Annotated in this window: 11 protein-coding genes; 3 read left to right on the top strand and 8 right to left on the bottom strand. The window is 38.8% G+C overall.

Annotation, left to right across the window (positions count from 1 at the left end):
* Positions 1-19: 19 nt before the first annotated feature.
* Positions 20-1,123, top strand: a complete 1,104-nt coding sequence (locus CH377_RS03140; RefSeq protein WP_100722357.1) for a DNA polymerase III subunit delta — start codon at positions 20-22, stop codon at positions 1,121-1,123.
* On the opposite strand, the gene CH377_RS03135 is transcribed toward CH377_RS03140, so the two are convergent.
* Together CH377_RS03135 and CH377_RS03130 are read right to left on the bottom strand one after the other, a co-directional pair.
* Positions 1,068-1,964: an AAA-type ATPase lid domain-containing protein gene (locus tag CH377_RS03135; RefSeq protein WP_100722356.1), complete on the bottom strand. Its 897-nt coding sequence runs from the start codon at positions 1,962-1,964 to the stop codon at positions 1,068-1,070. The two genes, CH377_RS03140 and CH377_RS03135, sit on opposite strands and share 56 nt — an antisense overlap.
* Before the next feature lie 7 nt (positions 1,965-1,971).
* Positions 1,972-3,546: an LIC10012 family protein gene (locus CH377_RS03130; RefSeq protein ID WP_100722803.1), complete on the bottom strand. Its 1,575-nt coding sequence runs from the start codon at positions 3,544-3,546 to the stop codon at positions 1,972-1,974.
* A gap of 134 nt (positions 3,547-3,680) precedes the next feature.
* Here CH377_RS03130 and CH377_RS03125 point away from each other — a divergent pair, with 134 nt between their 5' ends.
* Together CH377_RS03125 and CH377_RS03120 are read left to right on the top strand one after the other, a co-directional pair.
* Positions 3,681-4,235: a lipoprotein LipL21 gene (locus tag CH377_RS03125; RefSeq protein WP_100709231.1), complete on the top strand. Its 555-nt coding sequence runs from the start codon at positions 3,681-3,683 to the stop codon at positions 4,233-4,235.
* Between the two features lie 143 nt (positions 4,236-4,378).
* A complete protein-coding gene (locus CH377_RS03120) occupies positions 4,379-4,936 on the top strand; it encodes a lipoprotein LipL21 (RefSeq protein WP_100722355.1) in 558 nt (185 codons plus the stop codon).
* A 75-nt stretch (positions 4,937-5,011) separates the two neighbouring features.
* On the opposite strand, the gene lenA is transcribed toward CH377_RS03120, so the two are convergent.
* From lenA to recF, 6 genes are all read right to left on the bottom strand, one after another.
* Positions 5,012-5,764, bottom strand: coding sequence for a lipoprotein LenA (gene lenA, locus CH377_RS03115; protein WP_100722354.1), 753 nt, complete (start codon positions 5,762-5,764; stop codon positions 5,012-5,014).
* Between the two features lie 68 nt (positions 5,765-5,832).
* Positions 5,833-6,786, bottom strand: coding sequence for a tRNA dihydrouridine synthase (locus tag CH377_RS03110; RefSeq protein ID WP_100722353.1), 954 nt, complete (start codon positions 6,784-6,786; stop codon positions 5,833-5,835).
* Positions 6,783-9,296 carry a DNA gyrase subunit A gene (gene gyrA / locus CH377_RS03105; protein WP_100722352.1) on the bottom strand — a complete coding sequence of 838 codons (2,514 nt, stop codon included), beginning with the start codon at positions 9,294-9,296 and terminating at the stop codon, positions 6,783-6,785. Before gyrA ends, CH377_RS03110 begins: the two co-directional genes overlap by 4 nt.
* 30 nt (positions 9,297-9,326) lie before the next feature.
* Entirely contained in the window at positions 9,327-11,240 is a 1,914-nt protein-coding gene (gene gyrB, locus CH377_RS03100) for a DNA topoisomerase (ATP-hydrolyzing) subunit B (RefSeq protein ID WP_100722351.1), read from the bottom strand.
* A gap of 86 nt (positions 11,241-11,326) precedes the next feature.
* Positions 11,327-11,788, bottom strand: coding sequence for a DciA family protein (locus CH377_RS03095; RefSeq protein ID WP_100722350.1), 462 nt, complete (start codon positions 11,786-11,788; stop codon positions 11,327-11,329).
* Positions 11,785-12,882, bottom strand: coding sequence for a DNA replication/repair protein RecF (gene recF, locus CH377_RS03090; protein ID WP_100722349.1), 1,098 nt, complete (start codon positions 12,880-12,882; stop codon positions 11,785-11,787). Before recF ends, CH377_RS03095 begins: the two co-directional genes overlap by 4 nt.
* Positions 12,883-12,891: the final 9 nt, after the last annotated feature.

Genomic DNA, 12,891 nt, shown 5'->3' with positions numbered 1-12,891 from the left:
ACTGCGAAATCCTTCCAGGATGATTTCCGTGGCCGATACCAAAGTTGCGAATTCTTATGAGAATCTGATCGATTTTCTACACAAGACCAAACCCAGCCTGGAGTCATTACCCCAGATCCTATTTGTGGTCTCTCAGGATTCTTACGAATTCGGTGTGGTCAGTGATCTGTACAAAGCCGCTTATAAAAAAAGTGCGGATCCTTATGAGATCGTAGTATTCGTTGCAGAGCCGGGAGATTTAGAGAATTTTCAGAACGAAGCCGGAAACCTAGACATGTTCGCGGCCCAGAAATTATTTATAATCAAATCAGGTGTTACATTCTTCAAGCCGTGGCTTGGAAAAACAAAATCCAAAACTTCTCCTAAATCTTTTTCAGTTCCTGAAACGGTAAAAATCCTGATCCATTATGATCATTGGGACCTTCCCAAAGAATTGGTTTCCATATTCGGAGATAAGGTCTCTCATTTTAAATCTTCTAAGATATTCCCTGATAAAAGAAAAGAAGCCTTCTTAAGAGCCTCTAAAGAAGTAGAAGTTAAATTGGACGACGAAGCAGAAGAAGAATTTTTGCTCAAAGTAAATCCAAGTGCAGGTGCTTACTTAAAGAACTTAGAAAAACTGAAATTATACTTAGGCAAAAAAAGTTTCAATCTTGCAGATCTAAAAGAAGTATTATTCCAAAGTTCGGAATTCAGTTCCTCCGAGATTGTGGATTATTTTTTCGAAAAGGATTATGGAAGATTCTCCAGAGAATTTTCAAAATTCAAAATAGGTAAGGACTCACTTCTTATTTTTCTTTCCTTAGTGAAAGACCATTTAGATAAATTAAGGATTTATAAAATTATTCTGAGAATGTATGACAAGGTTCTAAGTGAAAAAGAACAATCTGACTTACTTGGGATCGGAGCTTATTCTCCAGCCAGAAAGAATCATACTTTCAAAAGACTTAGGAAAGAAAGCTCAGCGTTTAACGATCTGGAAATTAAAGAATTGTATGAATTCTTATTGGAAATGAACCAAAAGATCAAAACAGGTTCTGAAAAAGAAGAAACTGTGTACTATTTCTTCAGGAAGATGGAGGATTTTTTCCATCCTCGGAATCGAACAATTCGAACTCGGTGATCTTTCTATAAATTGTTCTTTCGGAAATCCCTAATATTCTAGCTGCCTTTTCCCTGTTTCCATTTACTAAGATCAAATTCCGTCTGATAATTTCTCTTTCATAATCCCTAAGTGGAATTCCAGTACGAACTGTAAGATTATCGTTCTGTTTGTATCCTGTTTCGAATAATTCCGGAGGAAGATGTTTTGTATCCAGAGTCTTCACATTATGCATGGAGACCATTGCTTCCAAAAGATTTTTTAGCTGATGAAGATTACCCGGATAATCATATTCTAATAGAAACTTTCCTAACTTTTCAGAAATTTTAATATTTTTGCGATTATATCTTTTACCAATCAGATCCAGGAAGAAACGAGTCAGTGGAGGAATATCTTCTTTTCTATCTCTTAATGTAGGAATTTTAACCTGAAGGGTTTGTATCTCAGTCAATAGGGATTCTTGTAATCTACCGGACTTCACTTTATCGGTAAGATCGGGCTGATCAGAAAGTAAGTATCTATTCTTCCCTTTTTCATTCCGTATCTTTTGTAAAAGTTGTACCTGAAAACTAGGATTTAGATTTGAAAAGGCTTCTAAAAAGATTATAACTCCAGCTTTTCCGTCTAACTTAGAGAAGATCTCGGAAGTCTCTTCTTCCGACTCGGAAACTGAAAAATCAAAAACTTGGTATTGAGGAAACCTATCTTTACAGAACGAATGGAACAAATATCCTAAGTAACTTTTTCCGGTCCCCGATTCTCCTAAAAACAAAATGGGTAGATCGGAAGAGACCGCTTGTTTCATACGATCCAAGATTTTACGGGTAGTAGGGGATAATGCTATAAAATTAGGTTCTTCCATGACTCTGCTACGGCTGAGAAACTTCCAGGATCTCTCCCTTTACTAAACAATCGAATTTGAATTTTTCCGTATTTATCAAATAATTTCGAGCAACGGAAGGATCACATTCTAAAATTTTAGCAGTAGAGAAAGTATATCGTTCTAACGAATCCGGTATTACTTCGACCCCCTCCGAAGAAAAAGAGGATGAAAGAAACGTAACCGCCCACACTCCTTTTTTTCCTTCTGAAAATCCAGATATGTTTGGAACTCGGATCCAGAATGCCTTAGACCCTGATTTGACTAAAACCTTCGGAAAATTTCCGAAATATTCTGAATTAGCAGCACCGCTTACGGAAGAAGAAAATAAAGATGCAAAATTACTGCGGACAGGCTCAGAAGTGAGGATCTTCTCCTTCTTCACTTCTTCGTAAATACTTCCTAAACTCCATGGATTTAAGAATTCTCCCAGGGAATACTTACCTGCAAATTCCACTTTTTCGAGAGAAACATCCTCCAAATTCATTTTTGGATCTGGAGAAGCGCTGCTGCTATATAATTTTCCCTCTTTGAATACCAAAGTTTTGGAATCTCTAGGAGTTACGATTTTCTGGAAGTAGGAAACTTCTCTGAATTCCGCTCCTCTTTTTGCCGCTTCTTTATGTTCCCTACGTGCTTCCGGCCCTGCATAAGAAGAATATAGAATTGAAACCTTAGCACCGACCTGACTCAAGCCCTCAATCGCGGCGCCGTATCCGCTAATTGAATTGGAAGCCTTTGCATTGGTGAGAATGCTGATCATTCTTTCCTTTTTCTTTCCTGGAGAATCTTCCGAACTTAGAATCCTTCTTAATCGGAGAAGTGCATTCGTAAGATCTTGTGTATTGGATTTCCCTTCAGATTTAAAGTCTTTCCATTGTTTGATAAATTCTGAGCGGCTGGATTCAGGAAAAACTTTAGAACCATTCTCACTAAAGACAACCAAACGAAATTTTGTTTCCGGTTGCCAAGAGATTGCTTCTAATTGCGACATAAATTCTTTTCTTTCAGGTGCGTAAGAATAAGAAGAATCCAAGACAATGATCTGTGATTTCGCAGTTTGGACAGGCTCTCTGGAATATTCTTTTATCTTCTTTTTGGGAACCAAAGGAAAGGAATCCTTGGTCAACTTTTCCAAGGTAGCAAATAGATCTTTTCTACCTATGATAGAGTATTCTTCCATTTTAGAAAGGTTACAATCATATACGGAGCGATCGATCCTAATCTTCTCCTCAATAGACAACTGGTCCCGAACTACATAATCCGGTTTGAGTCTGGAGCAAGTTTGTTTAAATTTTTCTCTGGATACTTGAGGGATTAGAAAATCTTTTATTTCCGGATCGGAATTTGGAGAGAGTTGTTCTTTTATCTGAATAGAATAGATCCTAGTCGCATAGAACTGGCCTAATTTTGCTAACTCGTATGGCTTTTCACCGGTTCCTTCCAGGGAGGCCGGAGCATGTCCTTCCCAATTTCCAGGGAGAAATACAACTGTCGTCGCTATTGCGTCGCTAGCCGCCAGAGTTAGCAGAACAAAAAGATAATTTCGGAAATTTTTTGACAATTGTGCGCTGCGAATAAATATTTTTTTACCAAAAAGTTGGCTGCTTTTAAATTTAAACGTATTCATTAAAAAATGGCTTGCGGAATCCGTTTAATGGATATATTCCTCAATTCCATCTGATCAAGGAGAAAATGATGATCAAGAAAGTAATCGTTATTGCACTATCTGCTGCATTACTTACCTATTGCGGAGCGAACACCGCGCAAAAAGATGCTACTTCCGTTGGCGACGGAGGATGGTCTTTCGAAGGCTGGGGTGGACCACCTGAGCAAAGAAACGACGGTAAAACTCCAAGAGATACCAACCCTAAAGACTATTACTACATGAAGTTTGCTTCTCGCGCATCTGCTAAAGCTGTTGCGAAAAAAAGTCTCGCTATGATGCAGTCTACTTGCCGCGAAGCTTCCCGCTTACAAGGTGCTTCCGACGTTGTTAAAAAAATGGTCGGTGAGACTGTTGAATCCGCATCCGGAGTTTCCGACGGTGAAGCAACTGCTTCCGTTATCGTAGGTACTTCTGCAGGTATCGTTAAAGGAGTAGGAGTTTACGAGTGTAAAGCTACTGGTCCAGGATCTGATCCTAAAGACATCTCTAAAGACAACTGGGAAGAATGCCAGTGTGTTATTTATGCTAAATTCCCAGGTGGACGCGACGCTCTAGTTGCTAAAGCTCAAGAAGTTGGTAAATAATATTAAGTCAGTTTGAGTTTCTACTTTAACTGAAATGGAAACCCCGCCCGTAAAAGGGTGGGGTTTTTTATTTCTTCATAGAAGAATGAAAAAAATTGAGTCACTTGCTGCAATTAAGTGAGTAAACAAATTCCAATAAACTTATGATCAAGAAAGTAATCGTTATTGCGCTATCTGCTGCATTACTTACCTACTGCGGAGCGAACACCGCGCAAAAAGATGCTACTTCCGTTGGCGACGGAGGATGGTCTTTCGAAGGCTGGGGTGGACCACCTGAGCAAAGAAACGACGGTAAAACTCCAAGAGATACCAACCCTAAAGACTATTACTACATGAAGTTTGCTTCTCGCGCATCTGCTAAGGCTATTGCGAAAAAAAATCGCGTGATGATTCAATCCACTTGCCGAGAAACCGCGCGCCTACAGGGCACTCCTGACTTAATTAGGAAAATGCAAAGTGAACATCACACTACAGAGAAGTTCTGCTCTAACGAATCCCGTCAAGGGCTAACTACCGATTGTAACCCCTCGATATCTGCATCACTCGTTCAAAGTGTAAAAATTTACGAGTGTAAAGCTATTGGTCAGGGTTCAGATCCAGCAGATGTTTCAAAAGACAACTGGGAAGAATGCGAGTGCATTATCTATGTTAAATTTCCAGGTGGTCGCGCCGCTTTTCTAGCTAAAGCTCAAGAAGAGTAAACGATAATTTAGTTCGAGTTTTTACTTTAACTGAAATAAAAACCCCACCGAGAAGGTAGAGTTTTTAAGTTTTATTTATTCTGTTGGTTGTTGTTCGGAAAGAGTTAAGCCGAATTCAGTCGCAAGAGAATTCACAGATTCTTGAAAAATATCTCCTTTCTCGAAAACCGTCTTCAATGCAGCGGTTGCTGACTTCTTTAATTCTTCCTGTTTAGCGGGGTCAGCTGTTTTATTGATTTCAATCAATTTTAAACTAGCCGCTTTCAGATTTCGAACGCTATCTCCCAAAAGTGGATCTCTAGAAATATTGGAAGAAACTGGTTGAATCCAAATATCAGACAGATTATTTAACTTCCCACCTTTCAAGATGGAACCGTTACAACGTACTTTGGAGAATTCTCCACTTGCTTCCGACTCGAAACATGACATTCCTTTTTCTAGCTTTCCTTTAGAAGGAGAAGTAAGAGAATTTTTAGCAAATGCAGTATCTCCGTCACCTACCACGAATAGGACCGCATCATAAAAGTTTTTGAGAAGTGCAAAACCTTCTTTCCCGTCTACTGTTCTAAGTTTCAGATATTCTGTGACTGTTTTTTTACCTTTGGTATCCGTTACTTCGAAGGGAACAATTTCTAATCCATTCACTTCTTCAAATTCATAAACCAAAGTGACTTGATCCGATTTTTCTCTGGAGCCGGGACTTTTGTAAACGTGTTGATCAGCACCGGAATATTTTGTTCCTACGATTTGTTCAACCGGAGCTTCTTCTTTCTTTTTATCACATGCGAGTAATACAAGTATGGTAAATATGAGTGCAATGGCTCTCATCAAATTCCTCCTGGAAAGGAATTATCAGCTTACTTTAGAAAATCTTTGTCAATCTCAATCCTGAGGGATCAAGAAACTAGACTCAAACTGTTTTGAGCTTCGTGAAGTATTTGGATCAATTTTTCAGGATCTTCCATCTTGAGAAGTTCCAGTCGTTTAGGCTCTATTTCTTTTCGAGATTGTATATAACGCACTAAATGTTTTCGGAGAAGGATCAATCCATACTTATCTCCAAAAGTTTCCCTCATTAACTGTAAATGACTTAGAGTCGTGGACACTATTTCTTCAAAACTTAGATCTTCTTTTTTGATATTAGAGAATATCCAAGGGTTACCGATGGAATTCCTACCGACCAAAACCCCGTCTACTTTGGATTCCTCTTTTCTACGGACCGCTTCTTCGTAACTGCTTACGTCTCCGTTTCCAAAGATAGGGACTTTTCTTTCCGACTTGATATCTGCGATCGCATCCCAATCTGCTTTTCCGGAGTATCCCATTTCACGAGTTCTTCCATGAACTGAAATTGCCATCACTCCGGATTCTTCTAAGATCCTGGACACTTCCATATAATTTCTAGAAGAATCATCCCAACCTAAGCGGATCTTCGCAGTTACTGGAATGTCCAATGCCTTTCTCATTTCTTCTATTATCTTTCCGGCATATACAGGTTTGCGGAGAAGTCCGACTCCGGATCCTCTCATAGAAACATTTCGAGCAGGGCATCCCATATTCAAATCTATAATATCAGGATTTAATTCACGGATCCTTTTTGCGGCTTCTACTATGATCTCCAGTTTATTACCGAAGATCTGGAAAGTAATCGGTCTTTCTTCTTCACGAAAACGTAATAGAGATAATGCTTTTTTTGATCCGACTGCGAGGCTATCGGTGGAAACAAACTCAGTGTAAGAAAAGGCAGACCCATATCTTCGGGCCATGGTTCTAGTCGGGCTATCACTGATCCCGGCCATCGGCGACATAGCCAACCAACCGGGAATTTCGACAGAACCGATGCGGATCATTTTTCTTTGCTTTCACGAATCACGGTACAATCTTGGACCCTATCATTGTCCTTGATGTCTACGACTCTGACTCCTACTGCAGTTCTTCCCATTTTAGAGATTTGATTTGCTTCAGTTCTAATGACCATTCCTTGCTGGGTGACTAAGATAATCTCGTCTTCTTCGCCCACGGAACTTACTGCTACTGCTGCACCGTTTTTCTCTCCCACTTTCAAGAAGGCCATTCCTTTGCCTCCTCTACCTTTGGTTCCAAACTCTTCGAAGCCCAGACGTTTTCCGTAACCGTTTTCTGAGATCACAAAGATGTCGTCGCCTTCCACTACTTTAGAAAGTCCTACGATCGCATCCTCTTTGGAGAGCCTCATCCCGGTCACACCTTGAGCCGTTCTTCCTTGAGCTCGGATCGTATCCATTTCAACTCTAAGTGCAAGTCCGTTAGCGGAGAAGATCATTACGTTATCACCTTTAATAACGGAAATTACTTCTATGAGTTGGTCACCATCTCTTAGACCGATGGCGATGATACCTGATTTTTTTACATTACCGAATTCGGATAATTCTACTCTTTTGATAAACCCATTCTTGGTTACGAGTAATAGATCTTTTCCTTTATCTTCTTCTTTGAATGTAAAGATAGCGGAAATGGTCTCGTTCTCTCCAAGTCCTATGATTGCTTTTAATGATTTTCCTCTGGCTTCTTTGGAAGCTTGAGGAAGTTCGTAAGCTTTCATCATATAAACTTTTCCGATGTTTGAGAAGAACATCACATTATCGTGAGTCATGGCAGTTTTCATGATCTTGACCACATCTTCTCTTTTCTGAGAAAGTCCTTGGATACCTTTTCCGCCACGTCTCTGTCTTTTGAAAGTATCTAAAGGAAGTCTTTTTATGAATTGATCATAAGTAATTTGTAATACAACTTCTTCGTCTGCAATCAGATCTTCTGCGTTAAAGGTAGAAGACTCTACACTTTCCAAACTAATATCGGTCTTTCTTTTGTTCCCGAATTTTTCAGAAACTTCTGACAATTCAGTACAAACTATATCAGACACTCTTTCAGGTTTAGCGAGAATATCTTTCAGATCCATAATAAGGGCTCGAACTTCTTCTAACTCATCGATTACCTTTTGGACTTCTAAAGAAGTCAATCTTTGGAGTCTCATCTCCAGGATCGCGTCAGCTTGGATATCTGAAAGAACGAATCGAGCCATCAATTGTTCTTTTGCTTCCGCAGCATTTTTAGATGCACGGATTACTTTGATCACTTCTTCTATATTTTCGAGAGCAATCTTCAATCCTTCTAAGATATGGGCACGTTTTTCAGCCTTATCCAGATCGAATTGAGTTCTACGAACAATTACTTCTTTTCTGTGGATTGAGTAAGCAACGAGGATTTCTTTAATGTTAAAAATCTTAGGTTTGTTATCTAAGATCGCAAGCATTGTAATCCCGTAACTTACTTGAAGTTGAGTAAGTTTCAGAAGTTGGTTTAGGATTACTTGCGCATTTGCATCTTTTTTAATATGGATCTCTACTCTAATCCCTTTTCTATCAGATAGATCCAAAATTTCGGAAATTCCTTCGACCTGTTTTTCGTTAACAAGCTCGCCAATTCTTTCTAGAAGAGTCTTTTTGTTTACTTGATAAGGAATTTCAGTAACGACTATTACTTCTCTGCCTTTTTTGTTCTCTTCTATTTCCACTTTGGAACGGATTCGAATTGAACCTTTACCAGAATGATAGGCAGATAATAAACCTTCTCCGCCGATAATCGTACCGCCGGTAGGGAAATCCGGGCCTGGCATTATTTTAAGAATTTCTGATATACTAATATCAGGGTTTTTGATTACAGTGATAACCGCTTCAATCGTTTCTCTCAAGTTATGAGGAGGAATGTTTGTAGCCATCCCGACTGCGATCCCGGAAGAGCCGTTTACTAGTAAGTTAGGAAAATTTGCAGGAAGTACATCCGGCTGTTGTTTGGTATCATCGAAGTTAGGAGAAAAATTAACCGTCTCCTTTTCGATATCTCTTAAAAGTTCTTCTGCAACTTTTGCAAGTCTTGCTTCTGTATATCGATACGCTGCAGGGTTGTCTCCGTCTATTGATCCGTAATTTCCTTGTCCGTCAATGAGAGGAACCCTAAGAGAAAACTCTTGAACCATACGAACTAATGCATCGTATACAGAGCTATCTCCGTGTGGGTGATAATTACCTAATACTTCTCCGACGATTTTTGCACATTTAACGTAAGGGCGATCACTTCTCCAGGCCCTTTCATTCATTGCATGTAAAATACGTCTGTGAACCGGTTTTAAACCATCTCTGACGTCAGGCAAAGCTCTTCCAACAATTACGCTCATCGCATAACCAAGGTAGGCTTCCTTCATTTGGTCTTCGATTTCGACAGGAATTACCCTGACGCCATTCTTCAGTGCATCACCAATATCTGGACGGGAAGAAAGGCTGAATCCCAAAGTTTTTGTTTCGTTCTCTAGCTCTTCGCTCATTTGTATTTAGAATTTCCTATTACCAATATATTAAAGATCAAGGTTCGCAACTTTTGCTGCGTTGACCTCGATAAAGCGACGTCTCGGATTTACTTCGTCGCCCATAAGTATATTAAATGTATCTTCGGCTTCCACGTAATCATCGAGTTTTACTTTTAGAACGACTCGTTTTTCAGGATCCATTGTTGTCTCCCAAAGTTGCTCCGGATTCATCTCACCCAAACCTTTATATCGTTGGATGACTGCCTTTTCTGTTCCTAGAGATTTTAAATATTCATCCTTCTCTTTATCAGAGAATAAATAAGCGGACGTCTTTCCGTGTTTGATCAAATACAGAGGAGGTTGTGCAACATATAGAAACCCTTTTTCAATGATGGGTTTCATATAACGGAAGAAGAATGTAAGAAGTAATGTACGAATATGCGAACCGTCTATATCCGCATCCGTCATAATAAAAATCTTATGATAACGAGCTTTATCCACGTTAAATTCATCTTCACCAATTCCTGTGCCTAATGCAGAAACCAGAGTACGAATTTCTTCATTACCTAGAATTTTATCTAAACGTGCTTTTTCCACGTTCAGAATTTTTCCTTTTAGAGGAAGGATTGCCTGATAATGCCTATCTCTTCCTTGTTTCGCGGAACCGCCTGCAGAATCTCCCTCTACTATATAAAGTTCAGAAGCTGCAGGATCCTTTTCGGAACAGTCTGCTAATTTTCCAGGAAGACCACCACCTTCTAATACAGATTTACGACGAGTTAAATCACGGGCCTTACGAGCAGCCTCTCTAGCTTTAGCTGATAATATACATTTTTCTAATATCTTTTTAGTAATTGCGGGATTCTCTTCAAAGAAAAGGGAGAGGCCTTCTCCAGTTAGAGTTTGCATGATCCCTTTGATTTCTGCATTTACTAGTTTTTCTTTTGTCTGAGAGTTAAACTGAGGTTGAGGAATTTTTACTGAAATCACTGCAGTGATCCCTTCTTTTAAATCCTCTCCAGATAATGCAGTAGGTTGTTTTTTTACAAGCTGCTGATCTTTCTTTAAGAAATCATTAAGAGTTCTAGTTAAAGCAGCACGAAAACCTTCTAAGTGAGTTCCACCCAAGTTATTGTTTATATTATTGGTAAAACAAAAAATATTTTCAGAATACGTATCAGAGTATTGGATCGCTATTTCTGCGACTACGTCATCTTTATTTCTTTCGAAATGAATTGTTTTGTGAAGTGGATGTTTGTTCTCGTTCAAATATTCTACGAATGAAACAATACCACCATCAAATATGAACTCATGCTTTTCGGAATCGGACTTTCTTTTATCCTGAACAATTAGTTTTAAACCCTTATTCAAAAATGCTAACTCTCTAAAACGAGAAGTAAGCACGTCAAAATGAAATTCAGTCGTGGTGAAGATGGTTGCATCCGGCTTGAATCGAACGACAGTACCTCTTTCGGTAGTGTCCCCAATAACATTCACAGGACCTTGGGGCACACCTCTTGAATACTTTTGCTGATGGATCTTTCCATTTTGGTAAACTTCCACTTCTAATGATTCAGAAAGTGCGTTAACGACAGATACCCCAACTCCATGGAGTCCACCGGAAACCTTATAGGCATCATTTTCGAACTTACCACCAGCATGTAGAATGGTCATAACGACTTCGATAGTGGAGATATTTTTTTCAGGGTGGATGGCTACTGGAATTCCACGCCCATTGTCCTTCACTTCTATTATGTTCTCAGGAAGAATGGAGATAGTAATCTCCGTACAATGGCCAGCCATGGCCTCGTCTACAGAGTTATCAACAACCTCATAGACCATCTTATGAAGACCGGTCTCATCTTGGGTCCCGATATACATCCCGGGGCGTTTGCGTACGGCCTCTAATCCTTCTAGGATTTTGATCTGACCTGCGCTATAACTGCTTTCTGGTTGGCTCATCGGTCCTCCGGAATCTAGGAATAGTTTTCCTGAATTCGCTAAGGAGGCAAGGAAATTCGGCTTATTATTTAGAAAGAATGTCCTTCTCAGAGGAATTCAATTAGCTCTAAAAGTCTTTTTTTTGCGATAGGATCTGTTTCTTTTTCGGCAATAGAAATTAAGTTTTGTTTGCCCTCCAATCCGGTTTTATCCGCGGTATATGAGGGGGATTTTTGTCTTTTAGGAGAGAGATTACCGATCCTAATTTCAATTTTTTTTACTACATCTCTTCCTAAGTAACGAGCAGAATAACTAAAGATCCTTTTTCTCATAAAAAGGATCTCCTGTTTGTATGCTGAGTGAACTGTTATAATCACCAACACATCACCGTTTAATGCAAATGGTTCGGAATGATTTGCATATACCGGACCTATTATGTCGACCCAACGTTTTGCTAAAGTTTGGACTGCAATTTTATCCGCTAAACTTTCTTCAGTTAAACCCAAATCTTGAAGAATATTTTTGAATTCCTGAGGAGCAATTTTTTGTATTTTGGATTCTTCTTTCATTGGTAAGGAGTGACTAGGCCATTTTTGACTACAAAGATCTGTTTTTCGTCTTCAAGTCTCCCTATATAGTCTGAGATACCTTCAAGGTCAGTGGTAGTAAAAAAAGCCTGTCCCGAATTCAAAACAAGATCCACAAAATATTCTCTTCTTTTTACATCCAATTCGCGAATTACGTCATCAATTAGAAGAATAGGCGTCCTTCCCAATTTCCTACGATAATACTCGAAAGCGGCCGCTTTAAGCGAAATCACAGTACTTCTCTTTTGACCCTGAGAAGCGAAATCCATAATATCTCTATTATCTTCTCCGATATACAAATCGTCTCTGTGAATTCCTACAGAAGTATAACCTAGTTTTCGATCTCTATTAATATTTCTTTGTAGGGTTTCTTTAAAATTTTCTATATCAAAAAAACTGGGCTTGTATTCAAGAGTTAGATTATCTTTTCCACCGCTTAACTTTTTTAGATTTTCTCTATAGATAGGATCGAATTCTACAATGAATTCTTTTCTTTTATTAAAAATGCTGATCCCTTTTTCGATTAGTCTTTGGTTCCAAATTTCATAAAGACCAGAATCAGAAGATCCACTTTTTAAAAGTGCATTTCTTTGTTTTAAGATACGATTATATTCTATTAGATCATTTAAGTAAGAAGGATCTAATGAAGAAAGTAGACTGTCCAAAAACCTTCTTCTTTCAGAAGGTCCACCTTCTACTATAACTAGATCCAAAGGAGTCATTAAAACACTTAGGAATTTACCTACTAAGTCGGATCTTTTTTTAACTTCTTCTTGATTAAACTTAAGTTTGCGGCGACTGACTGGTTTTTTAGAAAAACCTAATTCATAAATTTCTTTTTTATGATCTCTGTCTACTTCACCTTTGATATAATATCCGTCTGAGTTCCAACGAATCAAATTTCCCTCTTCTGATTCTCTAAAACTTTTTAGCCAAGAGATCATAGAGATTGCTTCGAGTAAGTTTGTTTTTCCTTCTCCGTTTTCTCCCACAAAGAAAATAAGCCTGGAATGGAACTCCAGGCTTATTTGTTCGTGGTTTCTGAAATTGAGAAGCCTTAGGCTTCGTAAAAACACGGATCTTCT

Source organism: Leptospira haakeii (genome assembly GCF_002812045.1).
Classification (GTDB): Bacteria; Spirochaetota; Leptospiria; order Leptospirales; family Leptospiraceae; genus Leptospira_B; species Leptospira_B haakeii.
This window is presented reverse-complemented; position numbering and strand designations above follow the sequence as displayed.

Excerpts from the sequence above, each read along its gene's own strand:
- CH377_RS03140 (WP_100722357.1), top strand. The coding sequence starts at position 20 with ATGATTTCCGTGGCCGATACCAAAGTTGCGAATTCTTATGAGAATCTG.
- gyrA (WP_100722352.1), bottom strand. The coding sequence starts at position 9,296 with ATGAGCGAAGAGCTAGAGAACGAAACAAAAACTTTGGGATTCAGCCTT.
- lenA (WP_100722354.1), bottom strand. The coding sequence starts at position 5,764 with ATGAGAGCCATTGCACTCATATTTACCATACTTGTATTACTCGCATGT.
- CH377_RS03120 (WP_100722355.1), top strand. The coding sequence starts at position 4,379 with ATGATCAAGAAAGTAATCGTTATTGCGCTATCTGCTGCATTACTTACC.
- gyrB (WP_100722351.1), bottom strand. The coding sequence starts at position 11,240 with ATGAGCCAACCAGAAAGCAGTTATAGCGCAGGTCAGATCAAAATCCTA.
- CH377_RS03125 (WP_100709231.1), top strand. The coding sequence starts at position 3,681 with ATGATCAAGAAAGTAATCGTTATTGCACTATCTGCTGCATTACTTACC.
- CH377_RS03110 (WP_100722353.1), bottom strand. The coding sequence starts at position 6,786 with ATGATCCGCATCGGTTCTGTCGAAATTCCCGGTTGGTTGGCTATGTCG.
- CH377_RS03135 (WP_100722356.1), bottom strand. The coding sequence starts at position 1,964 with ATGGAAGAACCTAATTTTATAGCATTATCCCCTACTACCCGTAAAATC.
- CH377_RS03095 (WP_100722350.1), bottom strand. The coding sequence starts at position 11,788 with ATGAAAGAAGAATCCAAAATACAAAAAATTGCTCCTCAGGAATTCAAA.